This is a genomic window from Variovorax paradoxus (assembly GCA_016806145.1).
Taxonomy (GTDB): Bacteria; Pseudomonadota; Gammaproteobacteria; order Burkholderiales; family Burkholderiaceae_C; genus Variovorax.
In genome coordinates, this window is record CP063167.1 from 1,861,644 (window position 1) to 1,878,757 (window position 17,114).

Annotated in this window: 13 protein-coding genes and 1 pseudogene; 10 read left to right on the forward strand and 4 right to left on the reverse strand. The window is 63.1% G+C overall.

The window, feature by feature from the left end; genetic code table 11:
* Positions 1-126: 126 nt before the first annotated feature.
* Complete coding sequence (locus INQ48_39795; protein ID QRF61523.1) at positions 127-1,116, reverse strand: hypothetical protein; 990 nt, start codon at positions 1,114-1,116, stop codon at positions 127-129.
* A 742-nt stretch (positions 1,117-1,858) separates the two neighbouring features.
* On the opposite strand from INQ48_39795, the gene INQ48_39800 reads away from it, so the two are divergent.
* A complete protein-coding gene (locus INQ48_39800; GenBank protein QRF61524.1) occupies positions 1,859-2,395 on the forward strand; it encodes a hypothetical protein in 537 nt (178 codons plus the stop codon).
* A gap of 101 nt (positions 2,396-2,496) precedes the next feature.
* On the opposite strand, the pseudogene INQ48_39805 reads toward INQ48_39800, so the two are convergent.
* A pseudogene (locus INQ48_39805) lies at positions 2,497-3,669 on the reverse strand (IS30 family transposase).
* Positions 3,670-3,904: 235 nt separating this feature from the next.
* Between INQ48_39805 and INQ48_39810 the strand changes: the two are divergent.
* Positions 3,905-5,947, forward strand: a complete 2,043-nt coding sequence (locus INQ48_39810; protein ID QRF61525.1) for an AAA family ATPase — start codon at positions 3,905-3,907, stop codon at positions 5,945-5,947.
* 188 nt (positions 5,948-6,135) lie between these two features.
* The gene (locus INQ48_39815; protein QRF63172.1) at positions 6,136-7,314 is read left to right on the forward strand and encodes a hypothetical protein; all 1,179 of its coding nucleotides are present in this window, start codon (positions 6,136-6,138) and stop codon (positions 7,312-7,314) included.
* Positions 7,315-7,726: 412 nt separating this feature from the next.
* On the opposite strand, the gene INQ48_39820 is transcribed toward INQ48_39815, so the two are convergent.
* Positions 7,727-8,236, reverse strand: coding sequence for a DUF1993 domain-containing protein (locus INQ48_39820; GenBank protein QRF61526.1), 510 nt, complete (start codon positions 8,234-8,236; stop codon positions 7,727-7,729).
* 925 nt (positions 8,237-9,161) lie between these two features.
* The gene (locus INQ48_39825; GenBank protein ID QRF61527.1) at positions 9,162-10,013 is read right to left on the reverse strand and encodes a LysR family transcriptional regulator; all 852 of its coding nucleotides are present in this window, start codon (positions 10,011-10,013) and stop codon (positions 9,162-9,164) included.
* A 95-nt stretch (positions 10,014-10,108) separates the two neighbouring features.
* Here INQ48_39825 and INQ48_39830 point away from each other — a divergent pair, with 95 nt between their 5' ends.
* The 7 genes from INQ48_39830 to INQ48_39860 all read left to right on the forward strand — a co-directional run bounded on the left by INQ48_39830 (position 10,109) and on the right by INQ48_39860 (position 17,104).
* Entirely contained in the window at positions 10,109-11,020 is a 912-nt protein-coding gene (locus tag INQ48_39830) for a DMT family transporter (GenBank protein QRF61528.1), read from the forward strand.
* Positions 11,021-11,158: 138 nt separating this feature from the next.
* The gene (locus INQ48_39835; protein QRF61529.1) at positions 11,159-11,386 is read left to right on the forward strand and encodes a type II toxin-antitoxin system RelB/DinJ family antitoxin; all 228 of its coding nucleotides are present in this window, start codon (positions 11,159-11,161) and stop codon (positions 11,384-11,386) included.
* Positions 11,387-11,480: 94 nt separating this feature from the next.
* Positions 11,481-12,659 carry an alpha/beta hydrolase gene (locus tag INQ48_39840; GenBank protein ID QRF61530.1) on the forward strand — a complete coding sequence of 393 codons (1,179 nt, stop codon included), beginning with the start codon at positions 11,481-11,483 and terminating at the stop codon, positions 12,657-12,659.
* Positions 12,660-12,663: 4 nt separating this feature from the next.
* Positions 12,664-13,905 (forward strand): MFS transporter, encoded by a 1,242-nt coding sequence (locus tag INQ48_39845; GenBank protein ID QRF61531.1) that lies wholly within the window; start codon positions 12,664-12,666, stop codon positions 13,903-13,905.
* 31 nt (positions 13,906-13,936) lie between these two features.
* Complete coding sequence (locus INQ48_39850; protein ID QRF61532.1) at positions 13,937-15,112, forward strand: acetyl-CoA acetyltransferase; 1,176 nt, start codon at positions 13,937-13,939, stop codon at positions 15,110-15,112.
* Positions 15,109-16,704, forward strand: a complete 1,596-nt coding sequence (locus INQ48_39855) for an AMP-binding protein (protein ID QRF61533.1) — start codon at positions 15,109-15,111, stop codon at positions 16,702-16,704. Before INQ48_39850 ends, INQ48_39855 begins: the two co-directional genes overlap by 4 nt.
* A 109-nt stretch (positions 16,705-16,813) precedes the next feature.
* A complete protein-coding gene (locus tag INQ48_39860; protein QRF61534.1) occupies positions 16,814-17,104 on the forward strand; it encodes a DUF1330 domain-containing protein in 291 nt (96 codons plus the stop codon).
* Positions 17,105-17,114: the final 10 nt, after the last annotated feature.

Sequence of the window (17,114 nt, forward strand, 5' to 3'; positions counted from 1 at the left end):
GCCTCTCAATCACTTCATTCCGCCCATTCGCGGACCAAAACACATGCATGGCCGCCTGGCATAAGGCGCAAGCGCTTCCCTTGATGAAATGTCAGTATCAAATGACGGCGCCGCTCGGGCACGCGCTCAATCATCGCGGTTCATCTCGCGCTTGCGGGCGTCTCTGGGGGGCAAAGGAAGTTCTGAGGTGTCGCCGCCGAACTTCAACACTACGTTGTCTCCCTCAACAAAAATAGAGTCTTGGCGGTTATCAAAGCCGCTCTGGCTGTAGAAGCCTTTGAACAGCCCATTGGTAGTTGCAAATCTCATGTTTTCGTTGAGGACATACCCATAGTTCGAGAGACCCGCGTCATACAGCCCGTCTTCGCCCTTTGGGTAGTTCTTGAACTTGGTTATGTTGTATTCGGGGTCTAGCAACTTCACGAAAGCCTTTTCGGCATCCGCAACTATTCTGTTCTGCTCCACGCCACGAAAGAGGGTGAAATCATTGTCTTCGACGCCGATTTGCTGGAAGCTGAGTGGTTCCAAGTCAAAAAGGAACAGAACAATTTCGTCAGAGGGGTGTGCTCCTGGCTTGCGCGCTTGCTCCTCCGACAGAATCCTCAGCCGCCCGTGGTGGGCTTTAGCGATAAGGCGTTGGTAACTGTCTTGTTTAGTTGCGATGCCTACATACAGCAGGTCGTAACTACATACCTGCTCGTGCCTACTAAAACCCTCAAGATAGTCACTTCCCCGAGCTACTTGCCAGTAGACAGAGTCAGGGGTGAGCCAAATCTTTGCGTGTGTACCCTTCTTAGTGCCCCCCAGCAACACCGCTTCCGGAGTTATCTGTATTTCGGGGTCACGAGAAATACCCTCGAACTTTCCGACGTGGACAACGCCAGAGTCGACCACTTGTGTGCCGACTTCCACGTCTAGGTATATAAGCGCCTTTTCCTTGTCCACTCGAGGGTTCACAAAGCTCGCTTGAGCACGTGCGCCAATCATGTAGAACTTGCTCTGCTTAAGGCGCTGCGCAATATGCTGATTCGCTTTACTGACTAGCAAAGCTACATTGCGGTTCGTAAAGGGCGGAAAGATGGTTTGCAGGAAATTAATTTGTGATATTCGACTCAAGGGTACTCTCCATTCGAACCATTTTTCAATGCTCGGGGCCCGAAGCGCCTGGCGGCCAACAGGCTACAGTCGGCCAGAAGCGGTCCCAGAATTCGGCCTAAAAATGAGTTTCACGTTGTTCCCCCGATGTAGGTTAAATCCTCGCAGGCAAGATCATGTCACTGGTCGAAAGCTAATGAGAAACAGCTTGGACAACCCCGTGGGTCAGGGAGTATTCTTGCCTGCCAAGATCTTCTTACCCAGGTGCGCAGAACATTTACAAACGTTTTTCAACAGTGCTGACAAGCCGATGGTTACCAAGTCGACGATGCTTTAGGCCTTCGCGAATGACCGTAGGACCGGCTATCTCATGGCGGTGCATGGGGTTCCCCAGAGGTGCGAGTTCGGTGGTCAAAGTCTACTGCCAGCCATCGATGCGATGCCCTCGCTGCTGCCTACTCTCGCCAACCTCAGAACTTGTCCGTTGCCTGCAGCAGCTTACGCGGACCTCCACCGCTTCCCGCACGTTAAAACTGCGTGATAACGAAGACCTTCGTCGCTGACGCACAACGATGCCGTACGGAGCGTGTGCGCACTGACCATATGGCGGGCAACAATCGACCAAGTGATTACCTCTTAACCAAGCACGACTTTGATGAGTTGACCAACCTCCTGCGAAGTCGTCAAAACTCGGCTCCGACTGCACACAACGCGCAACTAAAGAATGGGACGTTCAAAAAACAGAAAACGCGCTGCAAAGACCGTGAAGGTTTCGGTCGCACCAGCAAGTCCAACTCACAAAAGAAAAATATCCTTTCGACATTTTGCGAGCGTTGGCACGATTGCAGTCGCGACAGTTGGCTTTCTGTCAGCGTTGCTGTCGTTTCAAACTAAGTTGTCTGTATCGCTAGGGGAGGCTATGTCTCCTGACAACTTCGAAACAGTTCCATTTGAATTTCTAAACGACAGCCCTTACGCTATCGATTGGATTGGTCACAACTGCATCATCCATGCGGCGAGACTAAGGGATGGAACGCGAATGGACGGATACCAAAGTTTCCCCGCCTTTCATCGAAAGCAACGAATAGAAAGCGGTCAAGGTCGTACCGTATTTTGTGTCGTTACAGGCAAGGACGGAACGAAGGTCGAAGCGGCCGATATTGGTCTTCTGATTGCATACAAAACTTGGTTCTTCCCAATACAACAGACCAAAGAATTCAGGTTTGATTTTTCTCCGGACAGCACTGGAAAAATTCGGGGATTACGCAAGCCAACATCAGACTATGAGCTGAAAGGTTAGGGTAAAACGCATTCGAAACGCGGTTTTCCCGTAAATTTGCTAGAAGAGAGAAATCAATAGGCCTTAAGGAACCCTCGGTGTATCCCGTCCAAGGGCTGCCATTAGCGGCGGATTGAACCGGTCGACGCAACACATTCGCTGAACATCTCAGCGGGTGTGTGGAAGCCGAGTGTCTTGCGCGGCTTATCGTTCAATTGTCGCGCGATCGCGTTGAGTTGGCACTGTGAGTAGCCCGAAATGTCGATGCCCTTCGGCATGTACTGCCGCAGCAGCCCATTCGTGTTCTCGTTGCTGCCGCGTTGCCAGGGGCCCTGTGGATCACAGAAGTAGACCTGGATGTCGGTGGCCATCGTGAATCGCTTGTGACCGTGCATCTCCGTGCCTCGATCCCAAGTCAATGACTTGTAGAGCTCCTGCGGCAACTTGCGTGCGTTCTTGATCAGCGCGTTGACGACCGACTGCGAGTCCTTGCCTTCGAGTTTGACCAGCATCACGTATCGCGTCTGTCGCTCGACCAACGTGGCGATCTGGCTGTTGCCGCTCCCGAAGACTAGGTCTCCCTCCCAATGGCCAGGCACCGCTCAATCTTCGACAGATGCAGGGCGCTCCCTGATCGACACGGCATCAGCAATCTGCCCATGGATCGCCGTCTTCTGTGTGTAGGAACGAGAGCGTCGCATGCCGCGTGTGCGTTTGAGATGCTCCAGCAGTTCCTTCTTCAACGCGCCACGTGCTTGAATGAACAGGCTGCGGTAGATGGTCTCGTGTGACACATGAAGGCCCGGGTCGCTCGGATAAGTATGCTTGAGCCAACCGCCGATCTGCTCCGGCGACCACCGCATTCGAAGCAGGTCCGCCACGACGCCAGCCAGCGCCCGATTCTTGACCAGTTTGCAGCGCTTCGGCCGCAGGGCACGATTCCAGGCAGCTTCGTCGGCGACGCTCGCCCGATAGCAGTCTTGCCCTGCGTTGCGCCCGATCTCGCGGCTGATGGTCGACGGTGCCCTGCCAAGTCGGGCGGCCACCGAGCGCATCGATTCACCGATCACTAGAGCACGAGAGATCTCTTCTCGCTCCGCCAGGGTCAGCGCCTTCGCGCTGCGCCGCCGGTCCGGTGGTCGAATGCCACCGGTCTTCGACAGGATGGTGTGGATCGAGGTGTGAGGTCGGTCGAACAGATGGCCGATCTGATGCAGAGTCCAGCCTTCCTTCCAGCGCTCCCACATCGATGCCTTCTGAGCGTCCGTGTAGCGGGTTCGCGTCCGATACTTCATCTGCAACAATCCTTCTACCTCAGCAGTGGTTATTGTGTTGCGTCGACCGGTTGAATCCGCTGCTGATCTAAGTCATTCACAGTTCTGGGCCTGACCGACGGCTTTCGCCAACACCGGTCATCTAGTACCGCGACTTTGCGGACAGGCGCCCGGTGGAAGTCCGGCTTTTATCGTCCTGCCGCCACTGCTGTTACGCTTGTTTAACAACAACATATTTGCGCAATAAGGGGTAAACATGGCAGGAGCAAATCGATCCAGGCTTGTACGCATCACCGTGCGCAACATCGGATGCATCGGCGACGACGGCGTAGAGATCGAACTAGACAATGTTGTTTGCCTGGTCGGCAAGAACAACGCAGGCAAGTCCACCATTCTGCGCGCCTACGAATTGGCCAAAGGTTCAGCCCAGTTTGATGAGAACAAGGACCGCTGCCTGCATGCGCCGTCGGACAAGCCCTCCGAAGTGCTTCTGGAGGTTCACATCCCAGACGGCATTGGTAACGTCGACTCGGGGTGGAAGGAGGCGAAGGACGGGTTGCTAATCGTCAAGAGCCGCTGGCAATGGGCACCTGACAAGTATCAGAAGGTCCGCACAACGTGGGATCCGTCGGGAGGTGCCGACGGAAAGGGGGCGTGGGCTGAGGACGGCAAGGCCGGAGGCGCGGATCCAGTTTTCAATTCCAGGTTGCCCCGCCCGCTTCGCATCGGTTCGTTGGATGACGCAGCGAAGACCGAGGAGATGCTGCTCACCCTAGCGCTGGGTCCGCTGTTGGCCGGCCTTGAGAAGGAGCGGATCGATCCGGCGTCCGCGCTTTCCCTTGCTCTCGCAAGCGTCACGACGCGAGTCAAATCACTCAGCGGAGTGCACGAGAAGCACTTCAACGGCATATCAGGCCGAGTGGCACAAGGGTTCAAGCGGGTGTTCCCGCGCCTGGACGTGAAGCTGAACGTCGCGGCGAGTCCGATCGTGCCCAAGCTCGCCGACCTACTCAAAACGGGCTCAAGTCTCATCGTCCAGGATGGAAAGACGCAGACGTCGCTCCACCAGCAGGGAACCGGCGCACGGCGCGCGCTCTTCTGGTCCATGCTCCAGGTCCACAACGAGTTGTCACGCGACAACGAGGTCCGGCAGGAGTACAGGAAGCGGCTGGAGAAGGAACTGGAAGCAGCCCGGGTGAAGCGCAAGAAGGAGGCGGACAAGGGACCGGGGAAAGCTAAGGAAGCTGATCTGCAGGCCTACGACAAGATCATCGCGGAATCTACCTCACGCCTGAAAGCTCACGACGAAGACGGCAACATTCCCGACAGCGAGGACGACCCGGCGTTTCCGGGCTACTTACTGCTGATCGATGAGCCGGAGAACGCGTTGCACCCAATGGCCGCACGGGCTGCGCAACGACACCTGTACGAACTGGCGAAGCATCCCGACTGGCAAGTCATCATGACCACCCATTCGCCCCACTTCGTCAACCCGTTCGAGGATCACACGACCATCGTTCGCCTCGAACGCGAGAGTGAAGATGACGACGCGCCGATGGCGCCTAAGACCTATCGTTCGGACGAGATTGAATTCGAGTTCCAAGACGACGACAAGCAGCGCCTGCAGGCCCTCCAGCACATCGACCCGAGCTTTTCCGAAGTGTTCTTCGGCTCCTACCCCGTGCTCGTCGAGGGTGACACGGAGCATGCCGCCTTCATGTCGTCCATCATTGAGCGTGGGCACGGACTCATGGACGAGGTGACAGTCATCCGCGCTAGGGGCAAAGCCATCCTGGTGCCGCTTATAAAGGTCATGACCCACTTCAAGATTGACTTCGGCATCGTGCACGATGTAGACCCGCCATACAAATCGAACGGGCATCGCAACGGCATGTGGACCGAGAACGGCAAAATCCGCGAGGCAGTACTCAAGGCCCGAAAGGCTGGCTTGGCCGCCCGGCACAGGATCAGCGTGCCCGACTTCGAGCGCTTCCTCGGCGGTGAGGAGGAGTCCAAGGACAAGCCGCTGAACACCTATCTGACGGTGGCCAAGGACGATGCCATGGCGCTGCGAGTCCAGACCCTAATGGCGGACTTGCAGGACTCAGACCAGCACGAGCCATTCGCTGACGGCGCGCTGGGTACCGGCGACTACCTGACCTGGTTGGGCATCAAGATCAAGGATTGGGCCGAGGCGAACGGACAGGCAAACCATATCCGCTTCAAAGGACCTGCTGCAGCACCGGCAACAGGAGCCGCTTCCCCCACCTCTGACTCAGCGCTACCGGAGGGAGGCTGATTGACCTTCTCGAGTCTCCGATACCCGGCATATCTGGTAGCCTGCAGCGCGTGATCTCGCGCAACCTGCGCTCGTTCTTGACGCAGTCCCGCGACTTCGTAGACGCGCAGGTCTGAACCGTGGCTCAAGAATAGGGAATAGGTGTGAAAGTCAGAAAGTCGATCGCTGTACCGGAACTGCCTGCAAATATGAGCGACATGGCACGAGCGGCACTCCAAGAGCTGGAGCCCGCCGGGCCTCCGCGTTTGCCTGAGGAAGGACACGGGCTGATGTTGTCGGCGCGAACAGAGGCCGGTCGAGGCCTTCCGCCCTACTACCTTGTCTATTTTCTTCTCGTTGATCTACTCAAGTTCCCGAGTCTTGGTCAATGGGAAAAGAGCGCGTGGACGGTACCGGTCAGGTTCCGCGGTCGCCTGTACGGCATAGAGCATCGAAAGATGGGGCTCGGCGTCTTCGAACCCAATCTCGACCCCAACGCGAGAATGAGCGGTCGGCCAAGTCAGCAAGGCGAGAAGGACGCGACCGCTATTGTCGAAGCGATCAAGAAGGCCGTCTCAGTTGCGGCCCCATACTTCCAGTGGCGTGCACAGCAAGCAATTGCGACATCTGATCTGAACGTCGTCAACAAAAACTCGGATCTGTTCGAACGCTACGAGTATTTTCGCGACCAGTTCAACGCACAGGTCGTTGAAAGCAAAGAGCTGGAAAGTAAGGCGAAGGACAAAGGAAGCGAATCCTTTGTGACGTTCAACTTCGAGCTCATCTCATCGTGGTTGTCAGTTAACAAGCAAGTGAACTGGTATGCGCTGGCTGCCATCGAAGCTTTCTTCAGTTGGACTGAGCACGCGTTTATCCATCTCGCGATACTTCAGGGAAAGCTAACTGTGGGTACGCAAGTTGCGGAGCTTGCCGAGGACAACTGGAACGCGAAATTCAAGGCCGCACTCGACATCTCGGATAAGGACACCAAAGCGCACTACGACAAGCTCTTGGATCTTCGTGCACAGGTAAGAAACTTCGTGGCTCACGGGGCGTTCGGCAAAGAGGGCCAAGCGTTTCGTTTCCACTCGGGGGCGGGCTCCGTCCCCGTTCTGCTGACCAACGACCGAGACCATCAAGTTAGCTTCACAGGTCGCGTCGCCTTCGATGAGGCATCGGCGATGATGGAGATCGGTTCGTTTCTTGACCACCTATGGGCGGGAGCACTGGCGCCCGCGAGGCACTATCTCTTCAGTGTCCTTCCTAGCATTCTGTCGCACGCGACTGATGGTACCTACACACGCGCTATGCAGTCCGAGGAGGACATGCTCAGTTTCGTCGACGGCCTGACTCGTCGGTTCGAGCAGGCTGCGGACATGGCTTGGTAGGCCTACGGAGATGCAAAAACGGACGGTAGTACCGGCGCAAGAGACCATCAAGACGCCTACGCCATAGGGCGGCTTGAGCATGTCGGCCCGTTGATTTCGCGAGCAGAGATATTGCTTGACCTCGACGGCTGGCGTCCGCTTTGCAGCGTCACCCGCCGGCCGTCTGAACAACTGGAAGGCCGCAATCGCTGCATAGCCGCCATCATCAAACCAACGTCAAACGCCCGCAACGTGTCGGCTGCGTAATTCACAGCCCAACGCAGCAGACATTTGGTCAGCGTTGACCATGCGCCAAGCAAATCAAGGCAGATAGAGCCTCCATCCACAGTCACCCGAAATCGCGCAGCCACGAAAGCTCTAGTTGCTATCGAGCCGCAGTGGCTCGAGTCGCTGAACTTCTATCTGTCTTGAGTTAGTAGGCACCCATGTAGTCGCGCTTACCGACCTCAACACCGTTGTGGCGCAAGATGGCATAGGTGGTGGTCACGTGGAAGAAGAACTGCGGCAATCCATAGTGCAGAAGATATGCACCTGCGGTCAGCTTCTTTTCCTTGGGGGTGCCGGGGCGCAATACGATCTCGCGGCTTTCGCTTGAATCAAATTGCTCAGGCTTGAAGGAGCCGATATGGGCCAAAGCTTTGGCGATCAACGCTTGCAGGTCGGCGAAGCTGACTTCGGTGTCGGGCCAGGACGGCACCTGGGCACCAGCCAGGCGGGAGGCAATGCCCTTGGAGAAGTCCGCGGCGATCTGTACCTGACGTACCAGCGGAAACATGTCAGGGAACAGCCGCGCCTGCAGCAGCGCATTCGGGTCGATTTTTTTCTGCGTCGCGTGGTCTTCGGCCTTCTTGAGCACGTCGGACATGGCGCGCAGCATCTGCTGCATGACGGGAATGGAGGCGTTGTAGAGCGGGCTGGTCATAGTGAGGTCAGTTCTGAAATTGGGCGCGATGGCCGGAGTTGGCGTGGCAGAGGTCCTGCCGACCATGTGAGGCTAACAGCACAGGATGAACTGAATCGGCCCGGCTTTGGGGGCCAGCTTTTCTTCCGGCGTTCACGCCGATCGGGACCGGCCCGCCACGGCCTCTTCGAGGTCCGTGCCCCGCGCATCGCAGAAGCTGCATTTATTGGCGCTTACCGCAACTTCGTGCCAAACGGCACGTCAACCCGCCCACTTCTTCCCTAGAGTGGATGCCCCTCTCACTCACCACCCCACCTAGGGGAGAAGAAAGGCACAACCCACCAATCCACCGAGATGCTCGAAGACTGCCCGCCTCGCGGCAGGTCGTCATTGCTAAGGCAACGACGCAAATGCGAGGTATCAAAAGGCGACGGCCAGGGCGTTAGCACCACCCCAGCCGTCTAACCAAGTTCGTGCACACCCCTCTAAAGGAACCGCACAAAAATGGCTACCAAGACTATAGCCCGGCGTCGCACGCCGGTATCCCCCAGAGAAAACGCCCAAGCCCCGGCGGATCTCCTCGAAAACACCCTCTCCCAGCTCGAAGCGCTTCTGTGGGCTTCCCACGGAAGAGACATCGATTGGTGTAGCGGTGACGGGCCACGCCAACTGGACAACCTGCTCTGGCTCGCGGCGGACCTCGCTCGCAAGGCCGGGGAGCTGTTTCAATTGAGCGAGATGCCGCGACGTGGAGCGCTTGAGACTGGCGGGTAAGTGTCGGTCTGCGGGCCGCGGTTTCGCGGCCCGCTTGAGGGACAGGTCCTTGGTTGAACGTTTTCGGTTGCGGGGGGATCGACTGGCGTCTTGCGCGCTCGCGACATTGCTCTGGCTGGGGAAAGACCCCCCGTCCTCGCTATTCGCAATGGCTACTAACTGATCGCACCAGTCAGAGCGCAATGGCCCCCACGATGTGACCCGCCAAGAACCCAGCCGCCCGCGACAGACCCGCCGCCCGATGCAGCCGTATATCCGCCCCAGGCAACCGCGGCATGCCATCGCGTTCCGACAGCGCCCGCAGCCTCGGCGGAAAGGTGCCCGACTTCACCACTGTCACCGCCAGTCCCTGCGCCGCAATGGACTCCACGGCCGCGAGGCTGTGGCTCACGAAGGCCAGTCGCCATGGCCGCCCCGACGCATCGAGTGCCTCGGTCGCCCATTGGCGAAACAGGCAGCCCTGCGGATAGAGCGCGACCGGCAGCGGGTCCTGCGATTCCACCGATTGCGAAACGGCCGTGGCCCAGACCGCCTGCTCGCGCCGCAGCAGCTCGCCGCCGCCCTGGCCTTCGGGATGCATCGCGATCACGAGGTCGAAGTCCTCGCCCAGGCGCTCGGGCATGCGCGCGGTCAGGCCGGTCTCCATCTCGATGTGGATGCGCGGGTACGCGGCCACGAAGCTGGCGAGCACCGGCGGCACGACGAAGCTGCCGTAGTCGTCCATGACGCCGAGCCGCACGCGGCCCTCGACCTTGTGCTGTTGCAAATGGCCCACCGCCTCGTCGTTGAGCAGCAGGATGCGGCGCGCATAGCCCAGCAGCCCCTCGCCCGCGAGGCTCAGGTCGACGTTGACCTTGGTGCGGTGAAAGAGCTCGGTGCCCAGCCGCTCCTCGAGCCGCTTGATCTGCATGCTCACGGCCGACTGCGTGCGGTTCAGCGCGGTTGCCGCGCGGGTGAACGAACGGTGGTCGGCCACGGCCACGAAGGCCTTCAGCAGCTCGGGGTCGAGCGTCGGGATGCTCATTCGATTCGTTGATCAGGGTGACCAAATAAATTCCATTGATTGATGATAGAGGGCTGCCTACGCTGCTGTCACTTCATCGATCAGGGAGCACGGGCGTGGGAGAACTCTTGGGCATCGCGGCCGCGATGCTGTCCAGCGCGCTGGGCGGCGCGGCGGTGGGCGCAACGCGCTATGTCGCGGGCGTCATCGATCCGGTGGCACTCGGTGCCTTTCGATTCGGCATCGGCTTCTGCCTGTTGCTGCCGATGGCGCTGCTGCGTTCCGGCGAGTCATGGCCCGCGCCGCGCGACTGGCCCGCGGCGGCCGGGCTGGGGCTGCTGTTCTTCGGTCTGTTCCCGCTGCTCTTCAATGCCTCGCTGCACCACACGACCGCCGCGCGCGGCGCGCTGGCGCTGTCGGCGCTGCCGCTGCTCACCATGGCCGTGGCGGGCCTGCTGCGCGTCGAGCCCTTCACGCGGCGCAAGACGATCGGCGTGCTGATCGCGATGGCGGGCGTGGGGCTGGCGCTGCTGTCGGGACTGCGCACCGCGCCGCCCGATGCCTGGCGCGGCGACCTGCTGATGCTCGCGGCCGCGCTGTGCATGGCGTTCTACAGCGTGGGCTCGCGTCCGCTGATCCGTCGTTCGGGACCATTGACCTTCACCGCCGTGGCGATGGCGGTCGGCGCGCTGTGCCTCACCGGCATCGCCTGGCAGGGCGGCAGTTTCGCGCCCGTGGTGTCCTTCGGTACGGCCCAGTGGCTGGCCATCGCCTACCTCGGCGTGTTCGGTGGCGCGATCGTCTTCTTCCTCTGGGCTTTCGCGCTCGGCCGCACCACGCCAACGCGCGTGGCGATCTCGGTGACGGTCAATCCGGTGGCGGCGGGCCTGGTGGGTGCCTGGCTGCTGGCGGAGCCGCTGCGGTGGAATCTCGTCGCGGGGCTGCTGGCCGTGCTGGCGGGGATCGTGATTGCGGCGACTGGAGCGGCGCGCGAGCAGATCGGTAGCTCGGAGCGCGACGGTGTGTGAAGGCCGGGAGGTCTTCTGGGCGGTGGTTGATGAGCCGCAAGGATCGAAAGGTTTGGAGAACGCGTGGCGAGGATGTCGTCAATCGCGTTCACATGGAGTACGTTCGAGCTTTCGCATCGTTACTGGGAGGACGTCGCCATGGTCGGCAAAGCAGTCGTGCAGAACCGCATCGATGTAGACACCGAGGACCGTGCATTGCCCGCAGAACCCGTCGTCGACGCCGCTGCGCACCACGCTTGGTTTCGAGCGAAGGTGCAGGAGGCACTGGACGAATCGCGCCCTGCCGTTGCGCACGATGAGGTGGAGGCATATTTCGCCAAGCGGCGTGCAGCCGCGCTTCTCAAGGCAGAAAAGGGCGGGAAGTGAGCATCGAGCGATCGCCCCGCGATGGGAGGACCGGCCTCTGCTGTACCTCCACCGGGGGACTGCCATCCCCCCCGCCCGGTCCTACATTCCCCTCATGACCGAGTCCTTCACCGTCCAGACCGAGTGGGTGCACCTCCAGTACGACGAGCACGCCGCCTTCACCGAGACCTACGGCTTCTCCGGCAACCAGGGCGCGGTGAACCTCGAGGCGATCCGCTTCCGGCCCGAGGGCCAGGCGTCCGACACGCTGATGGTCTTCATGCATCCCGCGTCGACGCTGCAGCTGCTGCCGGTGCCGCGCGCGATGGCGGCCACCGGCGCGCACGTGCTGTGCGCGGGCAGCCGCTACCAGCGCAACGACACGGCGCTGATCATGGAAAAAGTGTTCCTCGACCTGAGCGCCTACATCCGCCATGCGAAGCAGGTCTGGGGCTATCGCCACGTGGTGCTGGTGGGCTGGTCGGGCGGCGGGGCGCTGGCGGTGAGCTACCAGGCCGAGGCCGAGGATCCGCGCATCACGCACACGCCGGCCGGCGACGCTGTCGATCTCAAGGGAAAAGGGCTGATCCCGGCCGACGCGGTGATCTACCAGGCCGCGCACCTCTCGCGCGCGCACCTGCTGGCCGAGACCATCGACCCCTCGGTGAAGGACGAGCTGAATCCCGACGACCGCGAGGTCGAGCTCGACATCTACGACCCGCGCAACCCGAACCAGCCGCCGTATTCGCCGGCCTACATCCAGCGCTACCGCGTGGCGCAGCTCGACCGCATGCGCCGCATCACGGCTTGGGCTAGGGCAAAGCTGGCCGAGCTCCAGGCGCGCAACACCGGCGAGATGGAGCGGCCCTTCCTCGTGCACCGCACGCTGGCCGATCCGCGTTTCCTCGATTCCACGCTCGATCCCAACGACCGCCGGCCGCGCTGGTGCTACATGGGCAATCCCGAGACGGTGAACTCCGGGCCGGTCGGGCTCGCGCGCTTCACCACCTTGCGCAGCTGGCTGTCGCAATGGTCGCTCGACGACTCCTGCGGCAACGGGCTCGAAGGCGCGCGCCGCATCCGCGTGCCGCTGCTGGTGATCGAGAACAGCGCCGACGACGCGGTGCCGACCACGCATCCCAAGATGCTGTTCGAGGCCGCGGCCTCGCCCGACAAGCTCTTTCGCGTGGTGAAGGGCGCGACCCACTATTACGCCGGCCAGCCCGAGCTGCTGCAGGAAGCCACGGCGCTGATCCGCGGCTGGCTGCAGGAGCGCGACCTGCTCGAGCGCTGAGTCCGTGAAGACCGGCGCTGTCGCCGCAGTCGCTGCGATGGGGCCGGCGCTGGTCGTCGGCGTGGTCACGCTCTCGACCGCGGTCCAGCCGCTGGGCACCGACCTCTACCTCGCGGCGCTGCCCGCGATCCGCAACGAGTACGCGGCGCGCGTGGGCGTGGTGCAGCTCACGCTGGCGGTGCTGGTGTTCAGCTTCGGATTGAGCCAGCTGCTGTGGGGCCCGGCCTCCGACCGCTTCGGCCGCCGGCCGGTGCTGGTGGCGGGCTTCCTGCTGTACGCGGTGGGCGCCGCGGTGGGCGCGATGGCGCCGAACATCGAAGTGCTGATTGCCGCGCGCGCGGCGCAGGGCCTGGGCATCGCGGCCTGCATGGTTTGCGGGCGCGCGATCGTGCGCGACCTGTTCGAGCAGCAGCACGGCACGCATGTGATGACGGTCGCGATGTCGGTGCTGGCCTGCCTGACGATGCTGATCCCCGTGACGGGCGCGCTGCTGGCCCAGACCCTGGGCTGGCGCGCCACGCTGTGGTCGATGGCGTTGTGCGGCCTGGCCGGCGCGCTGCTGGTGATCGCACGCGTGCCCGAGACCGCGCGCTCGCTCAAGCCCGATGCCTTGCGCCTCGGCCCGCTGCTCGCGGGGTATGCGCGCATCGCGCGCGATCCGGCCTTCCAGTCGTGGACCCTGCTCAACGCCTTCGGCTATGCGGCCAACTTCGGCTTCTTCTCGAGCTCGGCCTATCTCTTCATCGAGACCTTCGGCGTCTCGCGCGTGGGCTTCGGCCTGGTGATCGGCGGCGCCTCGGTCACCTACCTCGCGGGCACCATGCTGTGCCGGCGCTGGATCGCGGCGCACGGCATCGTGACCTCGGTGCGGCGCGCCGGTTTCCTGTCGCTGCTGGCGGCGCTGCTGCTGGTGGTGCCGCAGCTCGCCGGCGCGCACACGGCCGCCACGCTCACGGCGGGCCTGTGGCTGATGCTGCTGGCCTACGGCATCCACCAGCCCTGCGGCCATGTCGGCATGGCCACGCCGTTCCCGTTGCAGGCCGGCGCGGCCTCGGCGCTCGGCGGCTTCATCTTCGCGGGCGCGGCCTTCCTCTGCGGCGGCTGGATGGGCCTGATGTACCGCAGCGGCAGCGCCGCCGTGCTCTCGCTCACCACGGGCGTGCTCGCGGCCGCGGCCGGCACGATCGCGCTGACCTTGGTACAACGTCATGGCCGGCCCGTGCCCGCGCGGCCCGCCGTGCCCTGAATCCCGCTTCTCACCCCTTCCAGGAGACATCATGCGCAACGACAACGCCTACATCGTCGGCTGGGGCCACACGCCCTTCGGCAAGCTCGACAACGCCGAGCTCGAGCAGCTCATCCGCGACGCGGTGCAACCCGCGCTCGACAGCGCGGGCGTGGCGGCCGAGGACATCGACGGCATCTTCGTGGGTCACTTCAATGCCGGCTTCGTCGGCCAGGACTTCACGGCCTCGCTGCCCGCGGTGGCCATGCCCGAGTTCCGCCACACGCCGGCCGTGCGCTGCGAGAACGCCTGCGCCACCGGCTCGGCCGCGATCTGGGCCGCGCTCGACGCCATGGCCGCGGGCCGCATGAAGCGCACGCTGGTGATCGGCATGGAACGCATGAACGGCCTGCGCACGCCCGAGGTGGCGGCCACGCTGATCAAGTGCTCGTACGTGAAGGAGGAGGGCGCCGACCCGGCCGGCTTCGCGGGCATCTTCGGCGGCATCGCGAGCAATTACTTCGAGCGCTTCGGCGACCAGTCGGACGCGCTCGCGGCCATCGCGGCCAAGAACCACGCCAACGGCATGCACAACCCCTATGCCCACATGCGGCGCGACTTCGGCTTCGACTTCTGCCGCACGCCCTCGGACAAGAACCCCTTCGTGTCGGGTCCGCTCAAGCGTTCCGACTGCTCGCTGGTGTCGGACGGCGCGGCCGCGCTGGTGCTGTCGACCGAGCCGCTCGCGGGCGCGAAGGTGCCCGCGGTGCGCTGGCGCTCGCGCACGCACGTCAACGACTTCCTGCCGATGTCGCGCCGCGACCCGACGAAGTTCGAGGGCGCGGCCATGGCCTGGAAGAAGGGCCTGGCCTCGGCCGGCGCCTCGCTCGACGACCTGGGCTTCGTCGAGACGCACGACTGCTTCACCATCGCCGAGCTGCTCGAGTACGAGGCCATGGGGCTCGCGCCGCACGGCGAGGGCGCGCGCGTGATCCTCGACGGCGTGACGCGCAAGGACGGCCGGCTGCCGGTCAACCCTTCGGGCGGGCTCAAGTCCAAGGGCCATCCGATCGGCGCCACCGGCGTGTCGCAGCACGTGATGGCCGCGATGCAGCTCTCGGGCACGGCCGGCGGCATGCAGGTCGAGCGCACGCGCATGGGCGCGGTGTTCAACATGGGCGGCTCGGCGGTGGCCAGCTACCTCAGCATCCTGGAGCCAGCCTCGTGAGTGCGGCGCAGGCGATGAACCTGGGCCGGCTGCTCACGCAGACGGCCGCGCTCTTTGCCGATCGGCCGGGCCTCATCCAGGAGGGCGGCCGCAGCTGGACCTGGGGCGAGATCGAGGCGCGCGTGGCCGCGATGACCGCGGCGCTGCGCGCGCTCGGATTGAAGAAGGGCGACCGCATCCTGGTGCAGTCGCGCAACAACCTGCAGATGTTCGAGAGCTGCTGGGTCGCGTTCCGCCTCGGCTGCGTCTGGGTGCCGACCAATTTCCGGCTCACGCCTCCCGAGGTGGCCTACCTCGGTGCGTCGAGCGGCGCGGTCGCGATGATCGTGGAGGACATCTTCCCCGGCCACACCGACGCAGTGCGCGCGGCCTCGCCGGCGCTCGCGCACGTGGTCGCGATCGGCCGCGCGCGCGAGGGCGAGCATTCGTACGAGGACCTGCTGCGCGCGCACGAAGCGCACGACGCGGCTCGGGCCGAGCACGAGACCGTCGACCGCGACGACCCGCTGTGGTTCTTCTACACCTCGGGCACCACTGGCCGGCCCAAGGCCGGCGTGCTCACGCACGGGCAGATGGCCTTCGTGGTCGCCAACCACCTGGCCGACCTGATCCCGGGCACGACCGAACACGACCGCTCGATCGCGGTCGCGCCGCTGTCGCATGGCGCGGGCATCCATGCGCTGCTCAACGTGGCGCGCGGCGCGGCCACCGTGCTGCCGGCCAGCGAGAAGCTCGACCCCGAGGCCTTCTGGGCCTCGGTGCAGGCGCACCGCGTCAGCAACCTCTTCACCGTGCCGACCATCGTCAAGATGCTGGTCGAGCATCCGGCGGTCGACCGCTACGACCACAGCTCGCTGCGCCACGTGATCTACGCGGGCGCGCCGATGTACCGCGCCGACCAGAAGCTCGCGCTGAAGAAGCTCGGCAAGGTGCTGGTGCAGTACTTCGGCCTCGGCGAGGTCACCGGCAACATCACGGTGCTGCCGGCCGCCATGCATTCGGCCGACGACGAGGACCCGAACGCCAACATCGGTTCGTGCGGCCGCGCGCGCACCGGCATGGAGGTGGCGATCCTCGATGCCGACTTGCGGCGCCTGCCCACGGGCGAGGTCGGCGAGATCTGCGTGCGCGGCCCCGCCGTGTTCGCGGGCTACCACGGCAACGAGGAGGCCACGCGCAAGGCGCTGCGCGGCGGCTGGTTCCATACCGGCGACCTCGGCCGGCTCGATGCGCGCGGCCTGCTCTACATCACCGGTCGCGAGTCCGACATGTACATCTCGGGCGGCTCTAACGTCTACCCGCGCGAGGTCGAGGAGGTGCTGCTCACGCATCCCGCGGTGGCCGAGGTGGCGGTGCTCGGCGTGCCCGATCCCAAGTGGGGCGAGGTCGGCGTGGCCGTGGTGGTGCGGCGCGAGGGCGCGCAGGTCGATTGCGATGCGCTGATCGCGCACCTCGACGGGCGCTGTGCGCGCTACCGCTGGCCGCACCACGTGTTCTTCTGGGAGGCCTTGCCGAAGTCGGGCTACGGGAAGATCGCGAAGAAGGACATCCGGCAACTGCTGGTGGAGCGCGGCGAGATCGCGGGTTCGTAGCACCGCCCGTGGATTGGCCGGTGCGGTTCAGGTGGCTTGCCGCCGTGCCGAGGCGCGAGACGCCGACGCCCGCTATATTGAAAGCTTTGGCAACTACAGAGCAATCAACATGGCAAAAGCCTACTGGGTCAGTGCATACCGTGCCGTCAAGGACGCCGACAAACTCGCCGCCTACGCAAAGCTGGCCGGTCCGGCCATCGCCGCGGGCGGCGGGCGTTTCCTGGCACGCGGCCTGCCCGCCAAGACCTACGAATACGGCCTGGCCGAACGCACCGTGCTGATCGAGTTCGACAGCGTGGCGCAGGCCACGGCCACCCACGACAGCCCCGACTACCAGGCCGCGCTGGTCGCACTGGGCGACGGCGCCGAGCGCGATCTGCGGATCATCGAAGGCACCTGAGCGAAGCGGG